Annotated in this window: 27 protein-coding genes; 18 read left to right on the forward strand and 9 right to left on the reverse strand. The window is 70.3% G+C overall.

What is annotated here, in order from left to right; genetic code table 11:
• The first annotated feature begins 36 nt into the window (after positions 1–36).
• From nadA to AB0H49_RS32800, 4 genes are all read left to right on the forward strand, one after another.
• Positions 37–1080: a quinolinate synthase NadA gene (gene nadA, locus AB0H49_RS32785; protein ID WP_355004144.1), complete on the forward strand. Its 1044-nt coding sequence runs from the start codon at positions 37–39 to the stop codon at positions 1078–1080.
• Between the two features lie 100 nt (positions 1081–1180).
• Positions 1181–2866, forward strand: coding sequence for an L-aspartate oxidase (locus AB0H49_RS32790; protein WP_357256714.1), 1686 nt, complete (start codon positions 1181–1183; stop codon positions 2864–2866).
• A gap of 58 nt (positions 2867–2924) precedes the next feature.
• Complete coding sequence (gene nadC / locus AB0H49_RS32795; RefSeq protein WP_357256716.1) at positions 2925–3785, forward strand: carboxylating nicotinate-nucleotide diphosphorylase; 861 nt, start codon at positions 2925–2927, stop codon at positions 3783–3785.
• A gap of 192 nt (positions 3786–3977) precedes the next feature.
• Positions 3978–4463 carry a YbaK/EbsC family protein gene (locus tag AB0H49_RS32800; protein WP_355004141.1) on the forward strand — a complete coding sequence of 162 codons (486 nt, stop codon included), beginning with the start codon at positions 3978–3980 and terminating at the stop codon, positions 4461–4463.
• 44 nt (positions 4464–4507) lie between these two features.
• On the opposite strand, the gene AB0H49_RS32805 is transcribed toward AB0H49_RS32800, so the two are convergent.
• Positions 4508–5146 carry a GNAT family N-acetyltransferase gene (locus AB0H49_RS32805; protein WP_357256719.1) on the reverse strand — a complete coding sequence of 213 codons (639 nt, stop codon included), beginning with the start codon at positions 5144–5146 and terminating at the stop codon, positions 4508–4510.
• A 170-nt stretch (positions 5147–5316) separates the two neighbouring features.
• The gene (locus AB0H49_RS32810) at positions 5317–5766 is read right to left on the reverse strand and encodes a MarR family transcriptional regulator (protein ID WP_355004139.1); all 450 of its coding nucleotides are present in this window, start codon (positions 5764–5766) and stop codon (positions 5317–5319) included.
• A 103-nt stretch (positions 5767–5869) separates the two neighbouring features.
• Between AB0H49_RS32810 and AB0H49_RS32815 the strand changes: the two genes are divergently transcribed.
• A complete protein-coding gene (locus AB0H49_RS32815) occupies positions 5870–7519 on the forward strand; it encodes an MFS transporter (RefSeq protein WP_357256721.1) in 1650 nt (549 codons plus the stop codon).
• A gap of 396 nt (positions 7520–7915) precedes the next feature.
• Here the strand turns inward: AB0H49_RS32815 and AB0H49_RS32820 are convergent, their stop codons facing one another.
• Together AB0H49_RS32820 and AB0H49_RS32825 are read right to left on the reverse strand one after the other, a co-directional pair.
• Positions 7916–9094 (reverse strand): winged helix DNA-binding domain-containing protein, encoded by a 1179-nt coding sequence (locus AB0H49_RS32820; protein ID WP_357256723.1) that lies wholly within the window; start codon positions 9092–9094, stop codon positions 7916–7918.
• Positions 9095–9146: 52 nt separating this feature from the next.
• Positions 9147–9341: a TerB family tellurite resistance protein gene (locus tag AB0H49_RS32825; RefSeq protein ID WP_357256725.1), complete on the reverse strand. Its 195-nt coding sequence runs from the start codon at positions 9339–9341 to the stop codon at positions 9147–9149.
• A gap of 19 nt (positions 9342–9360) precedes the next feature.
• On the opposite strand from AB0H49_RS32825, the gene AB0H49_RS32830 reads away from it, so the two are divergent.
• The 3 genes from AB0H49_RS32830 (at position 9361) to AB0H49_RS32840 (ending at position 13730) form a co-directional block, all read left to right on the forward strand.
• Positions 9361–10224 (forward strand): arylamine N-acetyltransferase, encoded by an 864-nt coding sequence (locus AB0H49_RS32830; protein ID WP_357256727.1) that lies wholly within the window; start codon positions 9361–9363, stop codon positions 10222–10224.
• Between the two features lie 60 nt (positions 10225–10284).
• Positions 10285–12027 carry a penicillin-binding transpeptidase domain-containing protein gene (locus AB0H49_RS32835; RefSeq protein ID WP_357256729.1) on the forward strand — a complete coding sequence of 581 codons (1743 nt, stop codon included), beginning with the start codon at positions 10285–10287 and terminating at the stop codon, positions 12025–12027.
• 167 nt (positions 12028–12194) lie between these two features.
• Positions 12195–13730 carry a protein kinase gene (locus tag AB0H49_RS32840; RefSeq protein WP_355004134.1) on the forward strand — a complete coding sequence of 512 codons (1536 nt, stop codon included), beginning with the start codon at positions 12195–12197 and terminating at the stop codon, positions 13728–13730.
• An 11-nt stretch (positions 13731–13741) separates the two neighbouring features.
• On the opposite strand, the gene AB0H49_RS32845 is transcribed toward AB0H49_RS32840, so the two are convergent.
• Positions 13742–13891: a hypothetical protein gene (locus AB0H49_RS32845; protein WP_357256731.1), complete on the reverse strand. Its 150-nt coding sequence runs from the start codon at positions 13889–13891 to the stop codon at positions 13742–13744.
• Between AB0H49_RS32845 and AB0H49_RS32850 the strand changes: the two genes are divergently transcribed.
• From AB0H49_RS32850 to hisH, 5 genes are all read left to right on the forward strand, one after another.
• Positions 13890–14492, forward strand: coding sequence for a maleylpyruvate isomerase family mycothiol-dependent enzyme (locus AB0H49_RS32850; RefSeq protein ID WP_357256733.1), 603 nt, complete (start codon positions 13890–13892; stop codon positions 14490–14492). The genes AB0H49_RS32845 and AB0H49_RS32850 overlap by 2 nt on opposite strands.
• A 149-nt stretch (positions 14493–14641) precedes the next feature.
• Positions 14642–15979: a histidinol dehydrogenase gene (gene hisD / locus AB0H49_RS32855; RefSeq protein ID WP_357256735.1), complete on the forward strand. Its 1338-nt coding sequence runs from the start codon at positions 14642–14644 to the stop codon at positions 15977–15979.
• Positions 15976–17109, forward strand: coding sequence for a histidinol-phosphate transaminase (locus AB0H49_RS32860; protein ID WP_357256737.1), 1134 nt, complete (start codon positions 15976–15978; stop codon positions 17107–17109). Before hisD ends, AB0H49_RS32860 begins: the two co-directional genes overlap by 4 nt.
• Before the next feature lie 20 nt (positions 17110–17129).
• On the forward strand, positions 17130–17762 hold the full coding sequence (gene hisB / locus AB0H49_RS32865; protein ID WP_141812686.1) for an imidazoleglycerol-phosphate dehydratase HisB: 633 nt from the start codon (positions 17130–17132) through the stop codon (positions 17760–17762).
• Entirely contained in the window at positions 17759–18394 is a 636-nt protein-coding gene (hisH, locus tag AB0H49_RS32870; protein WP_355004130.1) for an imidazole glycerol phosphate synthase subunit HisH, read from the forward strand. Before hisB ends, hisH begins: the two co-directional genes overlap by 4 nt.
• A gap of 171 nt (positions 18395–18565) precedes the next feature.
• Here the strand turns inward: hisH and AB0H49_RS32875 are convergent, their stop codons facing one another.
• Positions 18566–19087 (reverse strand): nuclear transport factor 2 family protein, encoded by a 522-nt coding sequence (locus tag AB0H49_RS32875; RefSeq protein ID WP_357256740.1) that lies wholly within the window; start codon positions 19085–19087, stop codon positions 18566–18568.
• Between the two features lie 101 nt (positions 19088–19188).
• On the opposite strand from AB0H49_RS32875, the gene AB0H49_RS32880 reads away from it, so the two are divergent.
• From AB0H49_RS32880 to hisI, 5 genes are all read left to right on the forward strand, one after another.
• Positions 19189–19641 carry a MarR family transcriptional regulator gene (locus AB0H49_RS32880; RefSeq protein ID WP_355004128.1) on the forward strand — a complete coding sequence of 151 codons (453 nt, stop codon included), beginning with the start codon at positions 19189–19191 and terminating at the stop codon, positions 19639–19641.
• A 72-nt stretch (positions 19642–19713) separates the two neighbouring features.
• On the forward strand, positions 19714–20445 hold the full coding sequence (priA, locus tag AB0H49_RS32885; RefSeq protein ID WP_355004127.1) for a bifunctional 1-(5-phosphoribosyl)-5-((5-phosphoribosylamino)methylideneamino)imidazole-4-carboxamide isomerase/phosphoribosylanthranilate isomerase PriA: 732 nt from the start codon (positions 19714–19716) through the stop codon (positions 20443–20445).
• Between the two features lie 11 nt (positions 20446–20456).
• Positions 20457–21284 (forward strand): inositol monophosphatase family protein, encoded by an 828-nt coding sequence (locus AB0H49_RS32890; RefSeq protein ID WP_355004126.1) that lies wholly within the window; start codon positions 20457–20459, stop codon positions 21282–21284.
• 4 nt (positions 21285–21288) lie between these two features.
• Positions 21289–22062 carry an imidazole glycerol phosphate synthase subunit HisF gene (gene hisF / locus AB0H49_RS32895; protein ID WP_357256743.1) on the forward strand — a complete coding sequence of 258 codons (774 nt, stop codon included), beginning with the start codon at positions 21289–21291 and terminating at the stop codon, positions 22060–22062.
• 136 nt (positions 22063–22198) lie between these two features.
• Positions 22199–22546 carry a phosphoribosyl-AMP cyclohydrolase gene (gene hisI, locus AB0H49_RS32900; RefSeq protein ID WP_097248387.1) on the forward strand — a complete coding sequence of 116 codons (348 nt, stop codon included), beginning with the start codon at positions 22199–22201 and terminating at the stop codon, positions 22544–22546.
• Between the two features lie 12 nt (positions 22547–22558).
• On the opposite strand, the gene AB0H49_RS32905 is transcribed toward hisI, so the two are convergent.
• From AB0H49_RS32905 to AB0H49_RS32915, 3 genes are all read right to left on the reverse strand, one after another.
• The gene (locus AB0H49_RS32905) at positions 22559–23005 is read right to left on the reverse strand and encodes a transcriptional regulator (RefSeq protein WP_357256768.1); all 447 of its coding nucleotides are present in this window, start codon (positions 23003–23005) and stop codon (positions 22559–22561) included.
• 202 nt (positions 23006–23207) lie between these two features.
• On the reverse strand, positions 23208–23774 hold the full coding sequence (locus AB0H49_RS32910; protein ID WP_357256745.1) for a permease: 567 nt from the start codon (positions 23772–23774) through the stop codon (positions 23208–23210).
• 124 nt (positions 23775–23898) lie between these two features.
• Positions 23899–24360: a peroxiredoxin gene (locus tag AB0H49_RS32915; protein ID WP_355004123.1), complete on the reverse strand. Its 462-nt coding sequence runs from the start codon at positions 24358–24360 to the stop codon at positions 23899–23901.
• Positions 24361–24496 lie beyond the last annotated feature (136 nt).

Genomic DNA, 24496 nt, shown 5'->3' on the forward strand with positions numbered 1-24496 from the left:
GGCGGTGTTGCCGGCCGCACGAGGAAGGGAGCCATCATGGCGACGACGGGTGCGAAACTGGCGCCTCCGCTGATGGGGCAGGTATTCGACGGGCCCTCGGGCTACACGGGTGTCGCGGCGACGCCCGAGTGGGCGCAGGAGGTCAAGCGTCTGGCGCGGGAGCGCAACGCGACCATTCTCGCGCACAACTACCAGCTGCCCGAGATCCAGGACGTGGCCGATCACGTCGGCGACTCGCTGGCGCTGTCGCGGATCGCGGCCGAGGCGCCCGAGGACACCATCGTCTTCTGCGGCGTGCACTTCATGGCCGAGACCGCGAAGATCCTCAGCCCGGAGAAGACCGTGCTGATCCCGGATCAGCGCGCGGGCTGCTCGCTGGCCGACTCGATCAGCGCCGCCGAGCTGCGCGCCTGGAAGGCCGAGCACCCGAACGCGGTCGTGGTGTCCTATGTGAACACCACCGCCGAGGTGAAGGCGCTCACCGACATCTGCTGCACCTCCTCCAACGCCGTGGACGTGGTCGCCTCCATCGACCCCGACCGCGAGGTGCTGTTCCTGCCCGACCAGTTCCTCGGCGCGCACGTCAAGCGCGTGACCGGCCGGGAGAACATGCAGATCTGGGCGGGCGAGTGCCACGTGCACGCGGGCATCAACGGCGACGAGCTCACCGAGCAGGCGCGCAGCCACCCGGACGCCGAGTTGTTCGTGCACCCCGAGTGCGGCTGCGCCACCTCGGCGCTGTACCTGGCGGGCGAGGGCGCGTTCCCGGCCGACCGGGTGCACATTCTGTCCACCGGCGGCATGATCGACGCCGCGAAGGCCGCCAAGTCGAGCCAGGTCTTGGTCGCCACCGAGGTCGGCATGCTGCACCAGCTGCGCAAGGCCGCGCCCGGCATCGACTTCCAGGCGGTCAACGACCGCGCCTCCTGCAAGTACATGAAGATGATCACCCCCGCCGCGCTGCTGCGCTGCCTGGTGGAGGGCGCCGACGAGGTGCACGTGGATCTGGAAACCGCGGCGCTCGGCCGTAGTTCGGTGCAGCGGATGATCGCGATCGGCAATCCGGGCGGCGGCGAGTGAGCCGACGCCGACGACATGCGGCGGGCGTGTAGCGGCGCCGCATGACCTCGGCGGGCGCGGCGATGTTCGCGTCCGAGCTCGGAACGAGAGGCTGGCGGAGATGAATGCTCCGGTAATCGAGTGGGAGGCCTCGGCCGACCTGGTGGTGGTCGGCGGCGGCGTCGCCGGACTGACGGCGGCCCGCACCGCGTCGCTGCGCGGGCTGCGGGTCCTCGCGCTCAGCAAGGGCGGCCCGATCGACACCTCCACCCAGTACGCACAGGGCGGCATCGCCGTCGTAGCGCCGCACGGTGATTCGATCGAATCGCACGTACGGGACACGGTGGAGGCGGGCGCCGGGCTGTGCGAGACGAGCGCGGTGCGCGCCATCGTCGAGGGCGGGCAGGCGGCCGTCGCGGCGCTGACCGACCTCGGCGCGGTGTTCGATCTCGGTCGCGACGGCCAGATCTCGCGCACCAGGGAGGGCGGGCACAGCACCCGCCGCATCATCCACGCGGGCGGCGACGCGACCGGCGCGGAGGTGCAGCGCGCGCTCAACGCGGCGGGTCTGCCCGTGCTGTTCGGCGCGGCGGCCTGCGAGGTGGTCACCGGCCCGGGCGGGGTGCAGGGTGTGATCGCGGTGTCCGACAAGGGTTTCGGCGTGGTGCACACTCCGGCCGTGCTGCTCGCCACCGGCGGGCTCGGCCAGCTCTACGCGCTGAGCACGAATCCGGCCGGCGCGACCGCCGACGGCGTCGCGCTCGCGCTGTGGGCCGGTGCGGCGGTCGCGGATCTGGAATTCGTGCAGTTCCACCCGACCGTGCTGTACACGCCCGGCGGGCTGGGGCGGCGGCCGCTGATCAGCGAGGCGGTGCGCGGTGAGGGCGCGACTCTCGTCGACGCCGAGGGCAATCCGGTGACCGCGGGGGTGCATCCGCGCGGCGATCTCGCGCCGCGCGACGTGGTCTCCAGGGCTATCGCCGAGCGGATGCGCGAGCTGGGCACGGATCACGTCTTCCTCGACGCGCGCTCGATCGATGGTTTCGCGCAACGTTTTCCGACGATCACCGCCTCCTGCCTCGCCGCGGGGATCGACCCGCGCGCTGGTCTGATTCCCGTCGCGCCCGCGGCGCACTATCAGTGCGGAGGCGTTGTCACCGATGCGCACGGCCGGACCGGGGTGCCCGGGCTGTACGCCGCGGGAGAAGTGGCGCGGACCGGGTTGCACGGCGCGAATCGGTTGGCGTCCAACAGTCTTCTCGAGGGTCTGGTCGTCGGCGAACGGGTCGGTGCGGCGGCCGTGGAGCGCCTCGGCGCGCCCGCGGAGGTCACCGACGTGCGGCCACGCACCATGCCGCGGGCGCCGCGCGCGGCGCTACAGCAGGCGATGACCGCGCACGCCGCCGTGGTGCGGGACCGGGACGGGCTCGCGAGCGCGACGGCGACCTTGGAACGCGCTGTGCTGCGCGGCATGTCGAGCCGGTTCGCCGGTGACAGTGTCGTCGTGCCGCCCGCGCCGGAGGACCTGGCCGCTCGCCGAATCGCCGAACTGGAGGACGGCGCGCTGACGCTCACCGCCCGCGTGCTGCTGCTCGCCGCGGCGGCCCGCACCGAAAGCCGCGGCTGTCACACGCGATCCGATCATCCGGAGTCGAACGAGGCGCTGCGGCACAGCATTCCGATTCGCCTGGACGCCGACGGGCGACCGGACGTCTTCCTGGTCGGCGGCTCACCGGAAGGGGAGTCGCTGGCTTCCCGCCTGGCCGACGACCCCGAGGCCCCGGCGCTGACCCTGGCGATTCCGTGAACCCCGATATCGACTTTCGCCCGCGTCCGTCGCGGGCCGACAGAGTAGGAGTGCGCTGATGGCGCTGGACGCCGCACTGGACCGTGACGAGGTGCTCGCGCTCATTCGCACCGCGCTGGACGAGGACCTGCGCTACGGACCGGACGTCACCACGATGGCGACCGTGCCCGCCGACGCGGCGGTGAAGGCCTCGGTGGTCTCCCGTCAGCCGGGCACCGTCGCGGGCATCGACGTGGGGCTGCTCGTGCTCGACGAGGTGATCGGCGCGAGCGAATACGAGATCACCGAGCGGGTGGCCGACGGGACCCGGGTACACGCGGGTGACGTAGTCCTCGGCGTCGTCGCGCCGACGCGCGGGCTGCTGACGGCCGAGCGCACCATGCTCAACCTGATGTGCCACCTGTCCGGCATCGCCACCGCAACCGCGGCGTGGGTCGACGAGGTCGAGGGCACCAGGTGCGCGATTCGCGACAGCCGCAAGACGCTGCCCGGCCTGCGCGGCCTGCAGAAGTACGCGGTGCGGGTCGGCGGCGGGGTGAACCACCGGATGGGGCTGGGCGACGCGGCGCTGATCAAGGACAACCACGTCGTCGCGGCGGGTTCGGTGGTCGCCGCGCTGCGCGCGGTGCGTGAACTGGCGCCGGATCTGCCGTGCGAAGTGGAGGTCGACAGCCTGGAGCAGCTCGACGCCGTGCTCGCCGAGAACGTGGAACTGGTGCTGCTGGACAACTTTCCGCTCTGGCAGACCCAGGCGGCCGTGCAGCGGCGCAATGCCGTCGCGCCGGAGACCAAGCTGGAGTCCTCGGGTGGGCTGACCTTGGAGATGGCGGCGGACTACGCGCGCACCGGCGTCGACTACCTCGCGGTGGGGGCGTTGACGCACTCGGTGCGGGTGCTGGACCTCGGTTTGGATATGTGAGCGGGGTACGGCCGCGCCGAGAGGCGCGTGCCGACCGTCGCTGAGCGCTCGCCAGCAATCCGATCGCAAATGGGGGTCGGCATTCGTCGGCAAAAGGCGCAAACTTACTCGTAGAACAGCTTGACGCGGTTCATCCGACTGCCATTGTCACCGGGACGCGGTGGCGCGCCAGCTAACGAGTGGAGGTCCGCAATGTCCATGTCATCGACGGTGGAGGAATGCCTGCGCGACGCGGGCGTCGAATACGAGGTCGTGCGTCATCCGCACAGCTACACCAGCGCCCATACCGCGTCGGTGGCCAATATCCCCGCTGATCGTCTCGCAAAGACGATCATGCTCGAGGACGATCAGGGCTACGTCGGCGCGGTGCTGCCATCGACCCATCACCTGCGCCTGTCGAAGCTCTGGGCGCAGACCGGACGGCATCTGGTCCTCGCCAAGGAGTCCGAACTTCGCTCGGTCTTCAAGGACTGCGAGGTCGGCGCGATCCCGGCCGTCTGCACCGCGTACGGCGTGCAGACGCTGATGGACGAAAGCCTCACCACGGTGCCCGACGTCTATTTCGAGGCCGGGGACCACGAGGAACTCGTCCACCTGCGTACGGATCAGTTCATGCGGCTGATGGAGCGGGCGGAGAAGGCGCACTTCTCCAAGCGTGGCGGCGGACCTCCGGAGTGAACCTCGCGCGTCCGGTCGGCTAGGCCCTGGTCGGCCCGCGCTGATCAGAGGGCGCGGACCATCGTTCGCTGATACACCCGCTTGCCCTGATAGCGCAGGCCGGGGACCAGCGGCGCCGTACCGTGCTCGGTGAAGCCCATCCGCTCGAAAAACCTTACGGCGCGGGTGTTCTCGACGAGAGTTTGCAGGTGGCAGCCGGGGGATCCGGCCGCGGCGGCGTGCTCGAGGAAGCGCTCGATCAGTCCGTCGGCCGCGCCGGTGCCCCGGCCCTCCTCGGCCACGTTGATGTGCAGGTGTGAGGGCCAGCGCGGGTCGGTGAAGTCGCCCGCGGTGGGTCGGCGGCGCAGCTTCGCGCTCAACGCGTCGAGTGCGGCGCGCACGAAGAACGCGGCGGGCCCACGCCGGAACACCAAGCGGTACCGGCGAATCGCCGCTTCGATGCGCTCGTCTTCGGTGGGGAACGCCGCGCTGTCCACGCAGCCCGCGAGATAGCCGACCAGCGCGCCGTCTCGCACCGCGACGAACAGCGAGCGCGGTTCGATGTCCAGATAGGGGTCGAGGTACACCGCCGCCTCGGATTCCGCGTGCCCCCAGAGTGATTCGGTCGGCGCTCCGGAACCGGCACGGCGGGCCAGGGCGCGTAGTTCGTCGCGATCGGGCTCGGTGAACCGGCGAATCTCCACGGCATTCAACGTACCGTCGCGCGGTGTCAGCTCGCCGTCGGCGGATCGGCGCGGGTATCGGCTCGCCGGGTGCGGGGTGCGGGGTGCGGGGTGCGGGGTGCCGGGTGCGGGGTCGGCGGATCGGCGTGGGCGTCGGCTTGTCGAGCCTGCGGTCGGTGGAGCGGCGTGCGTCAGCTCGTCAAGCTCGTGGTCAGTCGCCGCAGCAGTGTCTCGAACTGATCCAGGATCTCGGGCGGGTACTCGGCGAGGATCGCGTCCTGGCGTTCGTTGCACGGGCGGAAGAATTCGTCGGCCCGCTCCTTGACCTGCCCGCTCGTGCGCAGCGTGACCACGCGCCGGTCGGTGTGCTCGCGGGTGCGGGTGATGTATCCGGCGTCTTCCAGCCGGTTGAGCAGTGAACTCATCGCGCCCGAGGTCAGCGCGATGCGCTTGCTCAGCAATGCCGGTGAGATCGGCGTGCCGAGCGTCTCCGCGGAGGTGATCTCCCGCAGCGCGAAAGCGTCGGTGGAATGCACGCCGAGTTCCGCGGCGAACCGGCGGCCGAGCTCGGCGAAGCTCGCGCCGTAGGACAGCAGGACGTCGGCGAGTCGTTCGCGTTGCGCCGCAGGGTCGTTCGACACCGGCACTCCTTCCCTCGATGGGCACGGGCGCGCCCGCACAAATTGACAACTTACCCCGACGCGGAATACCTTCATCATAAAGTAATTTGATGATGGAGGTAAATTGCCAACCGAAACCGATACACCTCCCGCCCGGCACTGGTTCGGGCTGATCGCAGTCTCGTTGGGTGTCGCGCTGATCGTCGTGGACCTGACGATCGTCAACGTGATCGTCGCCCCGATCATCGACGACCTGGGCATCACCTCGATCGAGGCGCAATGGATCCAGGAGTCCTACGCCATCGTCTTCGCGGCGCTGCTGTTGGTCACCGGTCGCCTCGCCGACTTGTACGGTGCGCGAAGGCTTTTCGTGATCGGACTGGTGATCTTCGGCGTTACCAGCCTGCTGGCCGCCGCGGCGCCGAACGGCGGCGCGCTCATCGCCGCGCGCTTCCTCCAGGGCGTCGGCGGCGCGCTGATCCTGCCGACCTCGCTGGCCTTGGTGAACGCGGGCTTCGCGGGTCCGGCGCGCGCCAAGGCGTTCGCGATCTGGGGTTCGACGATCGGCGCCGCGGCGGCGGTTGGTCCGCTGCTCGGTGGCTGGCTGGCCGACCTCTCGTGGCGGTGGGCGTTCGGCATCAACATTCCGCTGGTGCTCGTCATAGTGGCTGCGGTGCTGCGGTTCGTGCCTGATCGGCACGGACTGGCGCAGTCCGTCGACGGTCCCGCGCACGACCGGCGCGGACGTGCGCCGCGGGTCGGCGGAGGTGTGGATCTGCGCGGTGCGGCGCTGTCGGTGCTCGGCCTCGGCCTGCTGTCGTTCGCGTTGATCGAGGGGCGCCACTACGGGTGGGTGCGCACGATCGAGCCGCTCGTCGTCGGTGGGGTGGCCTGGCGCGGTGGGCCGTCGCCGGTGCTCGTCGCGTTCCTCGTGGCGATGGGCACGCTGGCGCTCTTCTGGCGGCGGCAGCGGAGGCTGGTGCGGACGGGTGGTGAACCCCTGCTGGACGTCCGGCTGTTCGGGATCGTCTCGTTCCGCAACGGCAATGTGGTCACGCTCGTGGTGGGCGTCGGTGAATTCGGGATCATCGCGGTGCTGCCGTTGTGGATGCAGTTCACCCTCGGCTATACGGCCTTCCAGACCGGGCTCGCCCTCGCCGCGCTGGCGGTCGGCAGTTTCGTCGCCAGCGGGGCCAGTTTCGGGATGACCGCGTCGGCGATGGCGCAGGTGCGCATCGGCCTGGTGCTGGAGGCCGCGGGGCTGGCCTTGCTCGCGCTCGTCGCGGCCACGGACACGCGATGGTGGGCCATCGTCCTCGCGCTGTTCGTCTACGGCGTGGGCGTCGGCTTCGCGACCGCGCAAGTGACGAACGTGGTGCTCGCCGAAGTGCCCGGCGAACGCGCTGGCCAAGGGTCGGGCATCCAAAGCGCGGCAAGGGAACTCGGCTCCGCGCTCGGCATCGCCGTGCTCACCACGCTCTTCTTCAGCGTGCTCGGCAGCGACCTGCGTGACCGTCTGGCGGACACGCCCGCCGCCGAAAGCCTGACCGACGCGGTCACGGCCAGCGCCGGATCGGCCATCCCCGCGCTGGCCGCCGACCCCGCCACCGCCCCGATCGCCGAGGCCGCCCGCGAGTCCATGTCCTCCGGTCTCGCGCTCACCGCCTATGCCTGCGCGGGGCTGCTCCTGTTGGCCTTGGCCACGACCGCATCCATCCGCGGGCGCGCAGAGCCGGTCTCGACACCTGCGGTCGACGAAGCCGCCGCCCCCTGAGTTCGGCACATGCTCGTCACCCGCCTCGCAGGGCGGCAAGCCTGGTGAGGCGGGTGCACGCTGGGTGGCGATGCGTCTCCACACGCGGGTGCCGGGTCGAGCCGCGGTGCTTGTTTGTCGGATCCGGGCGCGGCTCCTAGCGGCTCGGAGTTGCCAGTGCCGTCCGCGCGCAACAGTGCCAGCGCTTGCTATGCGGCGTGCCCTGTGGGGCTGGTGGCTTCGCAGACTTTGCGCGCTTTGCAGGCAATCGGATCGTGCACGGCGTGCCGAGGTGTGCGAGGCCGAGAACGCTCGGGACGCCAGGCGAGGGAAGGTGTGGCTGGTCGCGGTGCGGAGACGTTCGGCCCGCACGTGTGGTCGCGAGCAGCGACGCCGGGGTCGGCGAAGTGGTGGGTATCAGGCGGTGAGTTCGCGTTCCAGCGGGGTGCGGAAGCGAGGGATGGTGCGAACGGGGCCGAACCACTTCGCGGTGCGGGCGGCTTCGGCTTCGATGCGCGACTTCGCTTCGGAGCCGACGTCTTCCAGGAGGCGCCAGACGATCTCGCCGTCTTTGCGCTGCGCCCAGCCGCCGACGATGCGGCCGTTCCACCAGAGGGTGGGGCCGATGTTGCCATTGCGGTCGAAGAGGGACGCGGCGTGCGGGCCGAGGTACCAGTCGCGGGACTGCCAGCCCATCGGGGTCGGATCGAGGGCCGGGAGGAGTGCAGCCCAATCCTCGGGCGGCGCAACGGGTTCGACGTCGTCGGCGAGGACGAGGCCGGGGGTGCCGTCCAAGTCGACCTCCGCCACCTCCAACCGGGCCAGCGCCTTGCGTACCTCGGCCAGTGACCAGCCCGTCCACCATTTGAGGTCGCTGAGCGGGGCCGGGCCGAAGGCGGCCAACCACTTCCGCACCAGTTCGGCGCGCGCCTCCTCGGCGGGCAGTTCCGCGACGCCCTCGGGCAGCCACGATTCCACCGGCGCCCACAGGTACTGGCTGCTCGCCCAGCTGCCGTTCGGCCGCCCGCGCACGATGCGACCCTCGCAGCCCAGGGTGACGAGTACCCAGGTCGTGATATTGGTCGGCTTCGAATACGCCTTGTCCGGTGCGGTATTCACCTGGGTGCGCAGCCGCGGCACGTCCTTGCCGAGCTGCGCGCCGGTGGCGGCGCCGCGAGCGAGCAACGCGCGGTGGGTCTCCTCTTCGACCTCGGCCCACCAGCTCGCGACATCGCCGTCGCCGATACCGGCGTGCTCGAGAAAACGTCCGTAGGTCTTGCGTTGCTTGTCCGCCAACGCGTTCGCGCACGCGGCCTGGAGCACCGGAACCAGCTCGACGGGCGCGACGAACATGGTCCGGCGCATCGCGAGCATGCGCAGCAGCGTCCGCTCGTCGTACAGCTCGCGCTCTACTTCGGCGGGCGTCGCGTGGAGGCTGCGCGCGCCGAGGGAAAGGAACACCGTGGCCGGATCGGTGGCGTGCAAAACCACCAGTGACCTCGCGATATTCGCGATGTCGTCGGTGCGGTGCGCGTCCGCCAGCCGGTGCCGCACTCCCAGTCGCGCGCGCCGCTCGGCGGCATCTATCGAACGCATAGGCGAATACTAACCGCCGCCTCCGACATCCAGCGTCGACTCGTGGCGGCGCTCAGAGCCCGAACTGGCTCGGGTCCAGCCGCAGCGCCTGACAAGCCTCGCGCGCCGCCGCGACCTCGGCCTGGTCGAAGGACCCGTCGGCATTGCCGATCATGATGCCGATCTGCACGACGGCCTGCGCCTCGGCGGGCTTGCCCGAAACGCGGCGGAACACTTGGCGCCACGCGCCGGTTGTTCGGTTCGACACCGACGAAGAGAGGCGTGAGATGAGCAAGCCGGCGGATGCCGCATATCACTGGAACGGCGCGGAGTTGGACCTGGACGCCTATCTGGCCAGGATCGGCTTCGACGGCGAACGTGCCCCCACCCTCGCGACGCTGCGCGAACTCGTCTACCTGCACACCACTTCCATTCCGTTCGAGAACCTGGAGCCGGTGCTCGGTCGCCCGATCCCGCTGGATCTGGCCACCTTGCAGGACAAGCTGGTGCGCCGCCGTCGCGGCGGCTACTGCTACGAGAACGTCGGACTCTTCGCCGCCGCGCTGGAACGCCTCGGATTCGGGGTCACCGGACTCAGCGGCCGGGTGACGATGGGCTCCGGCGGATTGCGACCGGCGACGCACGCCCTGCTGCGCGTGACGACCGCGGACGACGACCGCGTCTGGCTCTGCGACGTCGGGTTCGGTTCCGGCCCGCTCGAGCCGTACGAGCTGGTCGAACGCCCCGGCGAGTTCGCCTTGGGCCAGTGGCGATTCCGCCTCGAACGCACCGTCGGCGAGCTGGACACCGACCTGTGGGTGCTGCACCAGTTCGGCCGCGACGGCTGGATCGACCGCTACACCTTCACGACCGAACCGCAGTACCGCATCGACTTCGAGGTGGGGAACCACTTCGTGTCCACCTCGGCGCGCTCGCCGTTCACCGCGCGCCCGTTCGTCCAACGCTTCCTGCCCGATGTCCACCACGTGCTCGACGGCCTGACCCTCGTCACCGAACGCCCCGACGGATCGAGCGAAACCCGTGCGCTGGAGCCGGGGGAACTGCCCAAGATCCTGGAGGAGTTCTTCGACATCGAACTCGATCCGGCCGACGCCGCCACGCTGAGCACAGCGCCCTGGCTCGACCGCTGAGCGCGACACCGTCGGCGCGGGTACGCCGCGCCGACGGACGATTCGGTTACCGTCGGCTGGGTGCGCATCCACCGGAAGATCCTGGTTCTGTTCGCAGCGCCCGTGCTCGCCCTCGCCGCGTGCGGTTCCGGGCCCGAACAGCCGGACACCGTGGCCGGTCAGTTCGCCGACGCGCTGAACCGCGACGACATCGCCGCGGCGGCCGCGCTCACCGACGACCCCGCCGAGGCGACCGCCACGTTGAATCAGCTCTACGACGGTCTCGGCAAGGAAGTCACCTTCGAGGTGAACTCGACCGACGGGAACGGTTTCACCCTCGCCGCCACCTGGCAGCTGGGCAAGGGCGGCCGGGACGAGTGGAGCTACACCACCGTGGGCGAGGCCACCGAGAACGACGGATGGAAGATCCGCTGGGATCCCGCCACCGTCGCGCCCGGCCTGGCCGCTGGCCCGTTGACCTACGGACCCGCCTTCGCCAAGCCCGCTCGCGTTCTCGACGGCGCGGGCGGCGATCTCATGACCGAACAGATCGTCACCCTGGTGAACCTCGCGCCCGGCGTGGACACCGGCGCCGTCGCGGCCCTGCTCGCCCCGCTGGCTCCTGGCATCACCGCGCAGTCCCTGGAGACGGAACTCGCGCAGGGCAAGCCGGTCACCGCGATCACGCTGCGCGCCGCCGACATCGCCCCGATCAACGACGCGCTGGCCGCGCTGCCCGGCGTCACTCTCGCACCGCAGACCCGGCTGCTGACCGTCGACAAGGCACTCTCCTCACCGACCATGACCGGCATCACCGAGCTGTGGCAGCAGAACGCCGACGAGGCGGCGGGCTGGGCGGTGCGGGCCAAGACGCCCACCGGCACCGAACGCGTCGCGGGCGAGGATCCGCGTCAGGCCGCCGACATCGCCACCACGTTGAGCACCGGTTTGCAGCGCGCCGCCGAGGACGCGCTCGCGCCGATCGCCCAGCCCGCGGCGATCGTCGCGCTACAGCCCTCCAGCGGCAACGTGCTCGCCATGGCGCAGAACGCCCCCGCGGACGCGCAGGGCCCGATCGCGCTGACCGGCCTGTATCCGCCGGGCTCGACCTTCAAGACCGTGACCGTCTCGGCCGCGCTCCAGGCGGGTGAGGTGAATCCCGACACGGTGTTGCCCTGCCCCGGTAGCGCGGACATCGAGGGCCGCCGAATCCCCAACGACGACAACTTCGATCTCGGCCAGGTCCCGCTGCACACCGCCTTCGCCCGCTCCTGCAACACCACCATGGGCATGCTCGGCGTGCGGCTGCCGCCGGACGGGCTGACGAAGGCGGCCGCCCAGCTCGGACTCGGCATCGACTACGTCACACCCGGCTTGACCACGGTCACCGGCAAGGTGCCCACCGCCGACACCCCGGCCGAGCGCGTCGAGTCCAGCATCGGTCAAGGACAGGTGACAGCCTCGCCGTTCGGCATGGCGTTGGTCGCCGCCTCGATCGCGCGCGGCTCGGTGCCGACGCCGACCGTGGTGCAGGGCAGACCCGGCGTGGCCGACCGGCAGCCGGAGCCGCTGTCCGGGACCGTCGACGACCAGCTGAAGACCATGATGCGCGAGACCGTCACCGGCGGCACCGCGACGCAGTTGCGCGACATCCCCGGCCTGCTCGGCAAGACCGGCACCGCGGAATACATCGACGACACCCACGCGCACGGCTGGTTCGTCGGAATCGACGGTGACCTGGCGTTCGCGGTGTTCGTCAGCGACGCGGGCAGCTCGGGTCCGGCGGTGGAGGCCGCCGGTCGGATGCTGCGTGCGGCGCGGTAACCTTCGGCATCCGCCGTTCGGGTGATTTGGGCGGCGGATATATCCCGGCTGGCGCGGACCGCGCTCGGTGCGCCCGCTACACTCGTCGGCGGGCCGCGTCAGCGGTCAATATGCGGGATGTCACGATTTCGAGAAGGTTCGGAGTAGGCGCCATCGATACCGGTCAGTTGATCGCGGAGCATTACCGCCTGGTCGAGCGGATTGGTAGCGGCGGCACAGGTGTCGTCTGGCGTGCCACCGACGAGCGACTCCGGCGTTCCGTGGCGATCAAGCAGATCCACATAAAAGCGAGCCTGCCGGAGGCCGAACGCGACATCGTGCGCCAGCGCGCGACCCGCGAGGCCCGGAACGCGGCGCGCTTCCAGCATCCCAACGCGATCGTGGTGTTCGACATCACCGAGCACGAGGGCGACCCGTGCCTGGTGATGGAGTACCTGAAGTCGCGCAGCCTGGCCGCGGTGCTCTCCGCACAGGGCACGCTGCCGCTGACCCAGGTCGCGCGCATCGGCGAGCAGGTCGCCTCGGCGCTGATCGCCGCGCACCAGGCGGGCATCGTGCACCGCGACGTGAAGCCGGGCAATGTGCTGCTCGACGACCACGGCACGGTCAAGATCACCGACTTCGGCATCTCCCGCGCCACCGGCGACGTCACGCTCACCGAGACCGGCCTGATCTGCGGCACCGCCGCCTATCTCGCGCCCGAGGTGGCCCGCGGCGCCGATCCGACGCCCGCCGCCGACGTGTTCTCGCTCGGCGCCACACTCTTTCACGCGCTGGAGGGCGAACCGCCCTACGGCGCGAGCGCGAATCCGCTCGCGGTGCTCTACGCGGCGGCGAACGGTCAGGTCAGCCAGCCGCGTAACGCGGGGCCTGCCACCGATTTCCTGCTCGCGCTGCTGAACCCGGACCCGGAGGAACGGCCGAGCATGCGCGTCTCGCGCGACACGCTGGCCGCCTTCGCCGATTCCGGCGCCAACCCGGTGCCCGTCGGATTCGTCCCGGCCAGTGAGACTTTCGCGCGCCAGTCGGCCTCGGAGGCGGCGACGCGCGCGCTGCGCACACCCGTGCCGCAGCCCACCCACCAGCCGACCGAACGGCATGTCCGTCCGCTGCCTCCGCCGCAGCGCGCCGCCGCCCACCCGAACACGGCCGCGCATCCTAGGACGGCGGCCCAGCCGCGTCCGGCGTCCGGCTCCTCGGCGGGCAAGCGCCGCGCGGTGCTCATCGGCGGCGTCGTCGGCGCGGTGGTGGCCGTCGCCGCGCTGCTGATCGGCAGCCTGAACCAGTCGGACTCGAATTCTCCCGCGGCGCAGGCGACTCCGCCGTCGGCGAGCGCCACGGCCTCCGGCAAGACGACCACGACGGCACCGGCGCTCGGCCGCACGCCGAGCGCGGGCACCGTCGAGTGGGGACCGGCCGGTCAGCTGATCGTCGACTTCTACAGCAACCCCGGCGGGTCCTGGTCGCTGCTCACCCCGGCGGCGCAGAAGGCCTACGGCGGTGAACAGGCGTTCCGCGACTACTGGGGCTCGCGCATCGTCGACACGTTCTCCAGCATCCAGGCGGCCACCGGCTCCAACAACGCCGACGGCTCGGTGGACATGCGACTGGGCAACCTGACGGTGGAGGGCGAGTCCAAGCAGCTGGTGCTGCGTGTCGTGGACAGCGGCGGGCGACTGCTCATCGACAGCGAAACCCGCTGAGTCGCAACGCGTCAGCCGCGTTCGCCGCGCAGCGAGGTTTCGGTGCGGGTGCTCGGCTGGATCTCGGCCGAGCCGATCGGGTGAAACGGCTGGTCGCCTGAAAGGGCTTGGCGCGGTTGCCTATAGCTCCGCAGGCTCGCGGCCGAGTAGGCTTCCGGCATGACGATCAGGGGGATGCTGGCGGAGGAACGCGCCGAACTCATCGCGTTGCTGCGCGATCTGCGCGCGGAGGAATGGGAGACGCCGTCGCTGTGCGCGGGGTGGACGGTGCGGGACGTGGTCGGGCATCTGCTGTACGACACGATCGCACCGCTGACCTACGGGGGCATCGTCATCCGGTGCGGGCTCTCGATCGACCGCGTCAACGATCGGCTGGTCCGGAAGGCGCGGACGCTGTCGACCGACCAGCTGATCGACAAGTTCGAGAACGCCGCGGGCAAGCTGTCCCGGTCCGGTCCCGCCCTGGTGCTTGCCGACCTGTTCGTGCACCAGCAGGACATTCGCCGCCCGCTCGGCCGCACCCGTGCGATCCCGGCCGAACGGTTGCGTTACCTGGTCGAACATCCCGACCCGTTCGTCCGGCCGGGGCGACGCAGGAAGGGCTTGCGATTGGTGGCCACGGACCTGGACTGGGCCGACGGCAGCGGGCCGGAGGTACGCGGGCCCGCGGAGGCGCTCACTCTCGCGGTGGTCGGGCGCGCGGCGGCGCTCGACGATCTCGAAGGTGAGGGAGTCGCCGAGCTGCGCCGCCGCTGCGGGTGAGCGTCGCGTTCGGCGATCCCACCGGCGTACCTCCGCCTTCGCTCCGGCCGTGCGCGGGCTAGCGGCGGACTGGCGTCCGGCGGCGTCCACTAGGCTGGTAGCGGCAACTTTCCTGTTGTGACCAGCTCCAGACAAGGATCGACACCGACATGACATCCCGCATCGAGCTCGCCCGCGTCGACTTGCGCGGTCGTACTCCTTCCGCTGCCGAGCTGCGCTCCGCGCTGCCGCGCGGGGGAGTCGACGTGGACTCGGTGCTGCATCAGGTGCGTCCGGTGGTGGAGGCGGTCCGCGACCATGGTGTCTCGGCGGCGCTGGAGTTCGGTGAGCGGTTCGACGGTGTGATTCCGGCGACCGTCCGCGTCCCGCGGTCCGAGCTGGTCAAGGCGCTCGACGAGCTGGACCCCGCGGTGCGCGCCGCGCTGGAGGAGTCGATCGCGCGGGCGCGCGCGGTGCACGCCGATCAGCGCCGCACCGACACCACCACCGAGGTGGTGCCCGGCGGCACGGTCACCGAACGGTGGGTGCCGGTGGAGCGAGTCGGGCTGTACGTGCCCGGCGGCAACGCCGTCTACCCGTCCAGCGTGGTGATGAACGTGGTGCCCGCGCAGACCGCGGGCGTCGGTTCGCTGGTGGTCGCCTCGCCGCCGCAGGCCCAGTTCGGCGGGCTCCCGCACCCGACCATCCTGGCCGCCGCGCAACTGCTCGGCGTCGAGGAGGTGTGGGCGGTCGGCGGCGCGCAGGGCGTCGCGCTGCTCACCTACGGCGGCGTCGACACCGACGGCGCGGAACTCGAGCCGGTCGACCTGATCACCGGCCCGGGCAACATCTACGTCACCGCGGCCAAGCGGCTGTGCCGCGGCTTGGTCGGCATCGACGCCGAAGCGGGTCCCACCGAGATCGCCATCCTGGCCGACGCCACCGCCGATCCGTCGCACGTCGCGGCCGACCTGATCAGCCAGGCCGAGCACGACGTGCTGGCGGCCAGCGTGCTGGTGACCGACAGCGTCGAGCTCGCCGACGCGGTGGACGCCGCGCTGAGCACTCAGATGACGGTGGTCAAGCACGGGCACCGGGTGCGAGAGGCGTTGACCGGCAAGCAGTCCGGCACCGTGCTCGTCGACGACATCGACCAGGGCCTGCGCGTGGTCGACGCCTACGCGGCCGAGCACCTGGAGATCCAGACCGCCGACGCGTCCGCGGTCGCGGCCCGGGTGCGCAGCGCGGGCGCGATCTTCGTCGGCCCGTACGCGCCGGTCAGCCTCGGCGACTACTGCGCGGGCTCGAACCACGTGCTGCCCACCGCGGGCTGCGCGCGGCACTCGTCCGGACTCAGCGTGCAGACCTTCCTGCGCGGCATCCACGTCGTCGAGTACACCGAGGCGGCGCTGAAGGATGTCGCCGGGCACGTGGTCGCGCTGGCCAACGCCGAGGATCTTCCGGCGCACGGCCAGGCCGTCACGGTGCGATTCGAGACCCTGTCATGACCGGTCAGCTCACTGCGCCCGGGTCCGCGATCGGCCTGGACGATCTGCCGCTGCGCGAGAACCTGCGCGGCAAGAAGCCTTATGGCGCACCGCAATTGACCGTTCCGGTGCAGTTGAACACCAACGAGAACCCGCACCCGCCGAGCCGCGCGCTCATCGACGACGTGGCCGAGTCCATCCGCGCCGCCGCCGCGGATCTGCACCGCTACCCGGATCGCGACGCGGTGGCGCTGCGCACCGACCTGGCGAACTACCTCACCCGCCAGACCGGCGTCACGGTGGATACGGCGAACGTCTGGGCGGCCAACGGTTCCAACGAGATCCTGCAGCAGCTGCTCCAGGCCTTCGGCGGACCGGGCCGCAGCGCACTGGGTTTCGTGCCGTCCTACTCGATGCACCCGATCATCTCCGAGGGCATCGACACCGAGTGGGTCGAGGCCAAGCGCAACGCCGATTTCTCCCTCGACATCGACTACGCGCTGGCGGCCATCGCCGAACGCAGGCCGGACGTGGTCTTCGTGACCAGCCCGAACAACCCCACCGGACACAGCATTCCGCAGGACGACCTGGTGCGGATCCTCGACGCGGCGCCCGGCATCGTCGTGGTCGACGAGGCCTACGGCGAATTCTCGGCGGCGCCGAGTGCGATCGCGCTGATCGACCGATTCCCGGCGAAGCTGGTGGTGAGCCGCACCATGAGCAAGGCCTTCGCGTTCGCGGGCGGCCGCCTGGGCTACCTCGTCGCCGCGCCCGCGGTGATCGACGCGATGCTGCTGGTGCGGCTGCCCTATCACCTGTCGGTGGTCACCCAGGCCGCCGCGCGCGCGGCCCTGCGGCACGCGGACGAAACTCTCGGCAGCGTCGCGGAATTGGCGGCGCAGCGCGACCGGGTCGCGGCCGCGCTCGGCGAGCTGGGCTTCGAGGTGGTGCCCAGCGACGCCAATTTCGTGCTGTTCGGCCGGTTCGCCGACGCGGGCCGGGCCTGGCAGCGATACCTGGACCGCGGCGTGCTGATCCGCGACGTCGGCATCCCCGGCTACCTGCGCGCGACCATCGGCCTCGCCGCCGAGAACGACGAGTTCCTGCGCGTCAGCGGCGAGCTGGCAGGCAGCGAACTCACGCCCCGATGAACCCCGTGGAGGAAGCACCGATGACAAGGACCGCGCGGGTCGAGCGCATCACCAAGGAATCCAGCATCGTCGTCGAACTGGATCTGGACGGCACCGGCAAGACCGAGATCTCCACCGGCGTCCCGTTCTACGACCACATGCTGACCGCGCTCGGCGCGCACGCCAGCTTCGACCTGACCGTGCGCGCGGAGGGCGACATCGAGATCGAGGCGCACCACACGGTGGAGGACACCGCCATCGTGTTCGGGCAGGCGCTCGGCAAGGCGCTGGGTGACAAGTCCGGCATCCGCCGCTTCGGCGACGCCTTCATCCCGATGGACGAGACCCTCGCGCACGCGGCGGTCGACGTGTCGGGTCGGCCGTACTGCGTGCACACCGGCGAGCCGGAACACCTGCTGCACGCGGTGATCCCGGGCAGCCCGGTGCGCGGGCGCTCGGAGCCGGGCGCGCCGTACTCCACGGTGCTCAACCGCCACGTCTTCGAGTCGATCGCGCTCAACGCCCGGATCGCTCTGCACGTGCGGGTGCTCTACGGCCGCGACCAGCACCACGTCACCGAGGCCGAGTTCAAGGCCGTGGCGCGAGCGCTGCGCGCCGCCGTCGAGCTCGACCCGCGGGTGAGCGGTGTGCCGTCGACGAAGGGAACGCTGTGACAACGAAATCCGTCGCCCTGCTGGACTACGGCTCCGGCAACCTGCACTCCGCGGAGCGGGCGCTGGTGCGCGCTGGTGCGCGCGTCGAGGTGACTGCCGACCCGCAGATCGCGCTGGCCGCAGACGGTCTCGTGGTGCCCGGCGTCGGCGCGTTCGCGGCTTGCATGGCGGGGCTGCGCGAGGTGCGCGGCGAACGCATCATCGGCCAGCGCCTGGCCGGTGGGCGTCCGGTGCTCGGCATCTGCGTCGGCATGCAGATCCTGTTCGAGCGCGGCGTGGAGTTCGGCGTGGAGACCGACGGGTGCGCGGAATGGCCGGGCGTGGTGGAGCGGTTGTCCGCTCCGGTGCTGCCGCACATGGGGTGGAACACCGTGTCGGCGCCTTCCGACAGCGTGCTGTTCAAGGGCATGGACGCCGATACCCGGTTCTACTTCGTCCACTCCTACGCCGCGCAGACCTGGGACCTTCCGCCGAGCGAGCACTTCGCGTCGCCGAAGCTCACCTGGGCCGAGCACGGGGTGCCGTTCCTCGCCGCGGTGGAGAACGGTGCCTTGTCCGCCACGCAGTTCCACCCGGAGAAGTCCGGCGACGCGGGAGCTCATCTGTTGCGTAACTGGATCGACTCGTTGTGAGCCGTAAGCGCTGACCTTCGATTGACTACCGTCGATAGTGAAATGGATTCGACGGTAGTCATATGGCGGCTTTTCAAGATCGAATCGCAACCATTCGACTACCGTCGACTTCGGGCGCTCTGACCCGAGGACGGGCAACCCTGCGGTGGGGCGCTTCGCGGGGCTGCGGAGCTAGAACCGCGTACCGATCGCCCACTGCGGCGTGCTTCGTATCCGGGAAAGCCGCCATCCCTCCGCCGTTCGCACGGCGTCGAAACTGTAGATCTCACCCAGGGTGTACTTCGGCTCGGTGAGCGTGCCCTCGACCACCGGTGCGAAGGTGGCCAGCAGATTGGCGCTGACGGCGGCGGTGTCGCCGCGCAGATCGACGATCACATTGCTGATGAAGTGCTGAACCTTCTTGTCCGCGGAGTGACTTCGTCCCGCCTGCGCGATCATCGCGTCGACCCCCTGCGCCATACCGCCGGGCGTGGTGGCGCTGGCGTCGGCGGTGTAGATCTGCCGGAAGTCCTCGAACGCGCCTTCGTCCAGCGCGTGGCCGAGGCGGTCGACGAGTGCGGTGATGTGGCTGCGGTCCAACAATTCTCGGATTTCCCGCCGCTCGGCGTCGGCGGCCGTCGCGGTGGACGAGCAGGCGGCGAGCGCCGCGATCGGCAACAGGGCGAGAGGGAGGACGAGGCGGATCTTCTTCATGTCGACGGCCTTTCGGATCGAATGTTGGCGGCTCCAACGTTGGCATGGCCAACGATACCGAATGTGGGTCCCCCCAACAAGTGGGTTGCTAGATTGGTGCCATGGAGATCGCGCACAATGGCGTCGCGGGCAGGCTGCGCGCGCTGCCCACCCGGCTGATCAACCAGGTCGCCATCGTGGCCGACCGGGCGACGGAACGGGCGCTGGAAGACACCGGATCGCGCCGACACCACTACGCCCTGCTCACCACGCTGCGCGAATTCGGTCCAGCGAGCCAAGCCGATCTCGGCCGCCGCACCCGCATCGACCGCAGCGACATCGTCGCGGCGCTCAACGACCTGGCCGACCGCGGTTTCGTGGAACGCAGCCCCGACCCCGGTGATCGCCGCCGCAACATCGTCACCCTGACCCGCCCCGGCGCTCGCCATCTCGACGACCTGGACGGGCGCCTCGACATCGCGCAGGACGAGTTGCTCGCCGCGCTGTCCGCCGCCGAGCGCCGCCAACTGGTCGGCCTGCTCACCCGGATACTGGACGATCACTCGCGATCTTGACCGCCGCCGAACCCGGTGCGTTTCCGCAGGCCGGAGGTAGGGCGCGGGGAGTGGCCGACTATGCTGCTCGGAGTGAGTCTTGTGCTGCTGCCTGCCGTCGATGTCGCCAATGGAGAAGCCGTGCGCCTGGTCCAGGGGGAGGCGGGCAGCGAGACCAGCTACGGCTCGCCCCGCGACGCCGCACTGGCCTGGCAGGAGGCGGGCGCCGAGTGGGTGCACCTGGTCGACCTGGACGCGGCGTTCGGCCGCGGCTCCAACCGTGAACTGCTCGCCGAGGTGGTCGGCGAACTCGACGTGCGAGTCGAGCTGTCCGGCGGCATCCGTGACGACGAATCCCTCGAGGCGGCGCTGGCCACCGGCTGCGCCCGCGTCAACCTCGGCACCGCCGCGCTGGAGGATCCGGTGTGGTGCGCCAGCGCCATCGCCAGGCACGGCGAGCGCATCGCCGTCGGCCTCGACGTGCGCATCATCGACGGCGAGCACCGGCTGCGCGGCCGCGGTTGGGTCAGCGACGGCGGCGACCTGTGGGAGGTGCTCGAACGTCTGGAGCGCGACGGCTGCTCGCGCTACGTGGTCACCGACGTCACCAAGGACGGCACCCTGACCGGCCCGAACCTGGACCTGCTCCGCGACGTGTGCGCGGCGACCGACGCCCCGGTGGTCGCCTCCGGCGGCGTCTCCACCGTCGAGGATCTGGTCGCCATCGCCGGGCTGGTGCCCGACGGCGTCGAAGGCGCGATCGTCGGCAAGGCGCTGTACGCGGGCCGGTTCACCCTGCCCGAGGCGCTCGCCGCGGTGCGCTGATCCGAAAACCGATGGCTGCCAACCCGATCGCGGAGCTTCCCGAACTGCTCGCCGTGGCGAGCGAGATCCTCGACGACGCCAGTGGGCGTTTCGTCGAGGGGCTCGGCGCGCCGAGCGCGGTCACCAAGGGCCGCAACGACTTCGCCACCGAACTCGACCTGGAGCTGGAACGGACCGTCTCCGAGGGCCTGGCCCTGCGCACCGGAATCGAGGTGCACGGCGAGGAATTCGGCGGTCCGCAGCTCACCGCCGGCACCGCCTGGGTGCTCGACCCGATCGACGGCACCTTCAACTACTCCTCCGGTCACCCGCTCTCCGGCATGCTGCTCGCGCTGGTACGCGACGGCGAACCGGTGCTCGGACTGACCTGGCTGCCGATCCTCGGTCAGCGCTACGCCGCGATGCGCGGCGGGCCGGTGCTGCTCAACGGCAAACCGCTCGCGCCGCTGCCGTCCGCGAAGCTGGCCGACTCGATGATCGGATTCGGCGCCTTCAACGTCGATTCCGACGGTCGCATCCCCGGCCGCTTCCGCTTCGATCTGCTCGGTCCGCTCAGCAGGCTGTCCTCCCGGGTGCGCATGCACGGCTCCACCGGCATCGACCTGGCCTTCACCGCCGCCGGGGTGCTCGGCGGCGCGATCGTGTTCGGCCATCACCCGTGGGACAACGCGGCGGGCGTCGCGCTGGTCCGCGCGGCGGGCGGCGTGGTGACCGACCTGGCGGGCGAGCCGTGGACCATCACCTCCGGCTCGGTGCTCGCGGCGGCGCCCGGGGTGCACGAAGAACTGCTCGAGATGATCTGCACGGTCGCCGATCCGTCGACCGCCGAGGAAGGATGAGCCGATGACGTTGGCCGTACGCGTGATCCCGTGTCTGGACGTGGACGCGGGCCGGGTGGTCAAGGGCGTCAACTTCGAGAACCTGCGCGACGCGGGCGATCCCGTCGAGCTGGCCGCGCTCTACGACGCCCAGGGCGCCGACGAACTGACCTTCCTCGACGTCACCGCCTCCACCGGCGACCGAGGCACCATGATCGACGTGGTGACCCGCACCGCCGAGCAGATCTTCATCCCGCTCACCGTCGGCGGCGGCGTGCGCACCGTCGAGGACGTGGACCGGCTGCTGCGCGCGGGCGCGGACAAGGTCTCGGTGAACACCGCCGCGATCGCCAGGCCCGAGGTGCTGCGGGAGATGTCGGAGCGATTCGGTTCGCAGTGCATCGTGCTCTCCGTCGACGCCCGCACCGTGCCCGACGGCCAGCCCGACACCACCTCCGGCTGGGAGGTCACCACGCACGGCGGCAAGCGCGGCACCGGCATCGACGCCGTCGAATGGGCCGTGCGCGGCGCCGAACTCGGGGTCGGCGAGATCCTGCTGAACTCGATGGACGCCGACGGCACCAAGACCGGCTTCGACCTGCCGATGATCCGCGCGGTCCGTGCCGCCGTCTCGGTGCCGGTCATCGCCAGCGGTGGCGCCGGGGCCGTCGAACACTTCGCCCCCGCGGTGCAGGCTGGTGCGGACGCCGTCCTCGCCGCCAGCGTCTTCCACTTCGGTGACCTCACCATCGGCCAGGTCAAGGACTCCATGCGCGCGGAGAAGATCGTCGTTCGCTGAGTGCGCGGTCCCGCCGGACGCCAGTCGGCGAGAACGTTAGGGTGTTGGTGGCCGGAGGACCAGCGGCGCAAGGTACTCGCAGCGCTGCGCCGCACGCGCCGGACCGACGCCGCGACGGCCCTGTTATAACGGTGACATGACATTGGACCCCGCCATCGCCGCCCGTCTCAAGCGCAACGACGCGGGGCTCGTCGCGGCCGTCGCGCAGGAGCGCGGCACCGGGGATGTGCTGATGGTCGCCTGGATGGACGACGAGGCCCTGGCTCGCACCTTGGAATCGCGCAAGGCGACGTACTATTCGCGCTCGCGCCAGCAGTACTGGGTCAAGGGCGAGACCTCCGGTCACACCCAGTACGTGCACGAGGTGCGGCTGGACTGCGACGGCGACACCGTCCTGCTCGTCGTGGACCAGGAGGGCGCCGCGTGCCACACCGGCACCCACACCTGCTTCGATTCGGACGTGCTGCTCGGCGAACCCAGCTGACGGATCAGGCGTTCACTCGGTCGACCGGTCACCTCGGGCGGCGCCGTCGGTCGAGGCGAGCTGACCGATCACCTCGGTGAGCCGCTGCGCGAGGATCTCGCTGAGATCGGCGAGCTGCGCCTTCTGCGTGGCGTCCAACCCATCGAAAACCAAGCGCCGCACCGCGTCCAGATAGCCGGGCGCCGCCTCCACGACCTTGAGATAGCCGTCGTCGGTGAGGACCGCTTGGACGCCGCGGCGACCCACCGTCGACGAGCGTTGCGCCCAGCCCAATCGCTCCAGCTTGGAAACCACATGGGACAGCCGCGATAGCGAGGCATTTGCTTTGTGGGCAAGGTCACTCATTTGGAGCCGATGTCCCGGTTCCTCGGAAAGCAACGTCAGAACCCAATACTCGAAATGAGTGACTCCGGATTCGCGCTGCAATTGGGTATCCAAGGCGCTCGGCAGCCGCGTCATCAGCGCCACGACCGCGCGCCAAGCCCGTTGTTCCACGGGATCCAGCCACTTCGTCACTATGCGCCTTCTTTCGAGCCAAGTGACGTGGGGGTAGTTAGGGAGCCTATCGATTATTGAGAAGCGTAGTCACGGTCACTCGCGTCGACGAGTTTGCCACGACTTCGCTCGAGGGTCATACAGATCACCGATGTCGTGAGTTCATTCACAGGTGGTCGTGGTGTGTCGGGGTCGTGTCCGGCGTGGGGGCGGTCGCGGACGCGGCCTTCCTGCGCCGCATTCCGCGGCGCGTGGCGAGGTACACCGCGCCGAGGAAGAACAGCACCGCGAGCACCGCGCCGACGAGACACGCGCCGCGGAACGCGGGCGCGTCGACGTCCAGGATGCGCTCGCCCGCGTGGGCGGCGTTGTTGCCGCCGAGCACGATGGTCAGTGTCATCAGATTCGGTATCGCCACGAGGACGGCCAGCACCGCCGCCGCGCCCGCCAGGAACTTGCCGGCCCGCTTGCGCCACATCAGCACCGCGAACAGCAGCAACAACAGCGGGACGAGGGTGCACATGCCGCCGAGGAGCAGTCCCCAGCCGATGCCCTTGGCGAAACTGCCGTTCACCATCTCGGCGAGCCGCTGGGCCCACCACCGCGGGATGAAGGCGGCCAGGATGAGGTAGGTGACGATGAGGGCCACGAACAGGACCACGCCGCCGATGATCCGATTGCGCCAGACGGACGCGCTGGATTGGCCGTCCGGCCGAACCTCGCTCGAAGTCATGGTCTCAGCGTAGGCCGACCGGTCGGTCTCCGGACGGCGGTGCGCGTCGGCGTTTCGCCTCGTCGGCGCTACCGGACGGTGTCCGCTCCGGCCGCGCACGGCCGGAGCGAAGGAGGAAAAACGCTCAGCGGACGCGCTCGCGCAGGAAGGCCAGCGCTTCGTCGGCGTGCGCGTCGGCCCGCAACTCTCCAGTGATCACTTCGAGCACGGTGCGGTCGGTGTCGATGACAAAGGTCTGCCGCTTCACCGGCGCGAGTTTGCCGAGCAGTCCGCGCTTGACGCCGAACTGCGCGGCCACCGCGCCGTCGCGGTCGGACAGCAGGGGATAGTCGAGTCTTTGCTTGGTGGCGAAGCCCGCCTGGGTGTCCACGGCGTCGGTGCTGATGCCGACGCAGGACGCCCCGAGCGCGGTGAATTCCGCGGACAGATCACGGAAGTGGCATGCCTCCGCGGTGCAGATCGGGGTATTGGCGCCCGGGTAGAAGAACAGCACCAGCGGTCCCTCGGTGAGCAATTCGTCGAGGGAGCGGACGGTGCCGGACTGATCGGGGAGCTCGAACTGTGGGGCGAGCTGGCCTTTGCGCATAGATCAGAACAGTACCGGGCGTACTGGACGCTCGGTACTGTCCGTTCGGCCGCCGATCGCCGGGCCGGGAGGTGGGTCGCTCGAAGCCGACGCGGCGAGAGTAGGGACGCGCGCGCCCACGGCTCACGGGCGCGCG

The organism is Nocardia sp. NPDC050713, assembly GCF_040654315.1.
In the GTDB taxonomy this organism is placed as follows: domain Bacteria; phylum Actinomycetota; class Actinomycetes; order Mycobacteriales; family Mycobacteriaceae; genus Nocardia.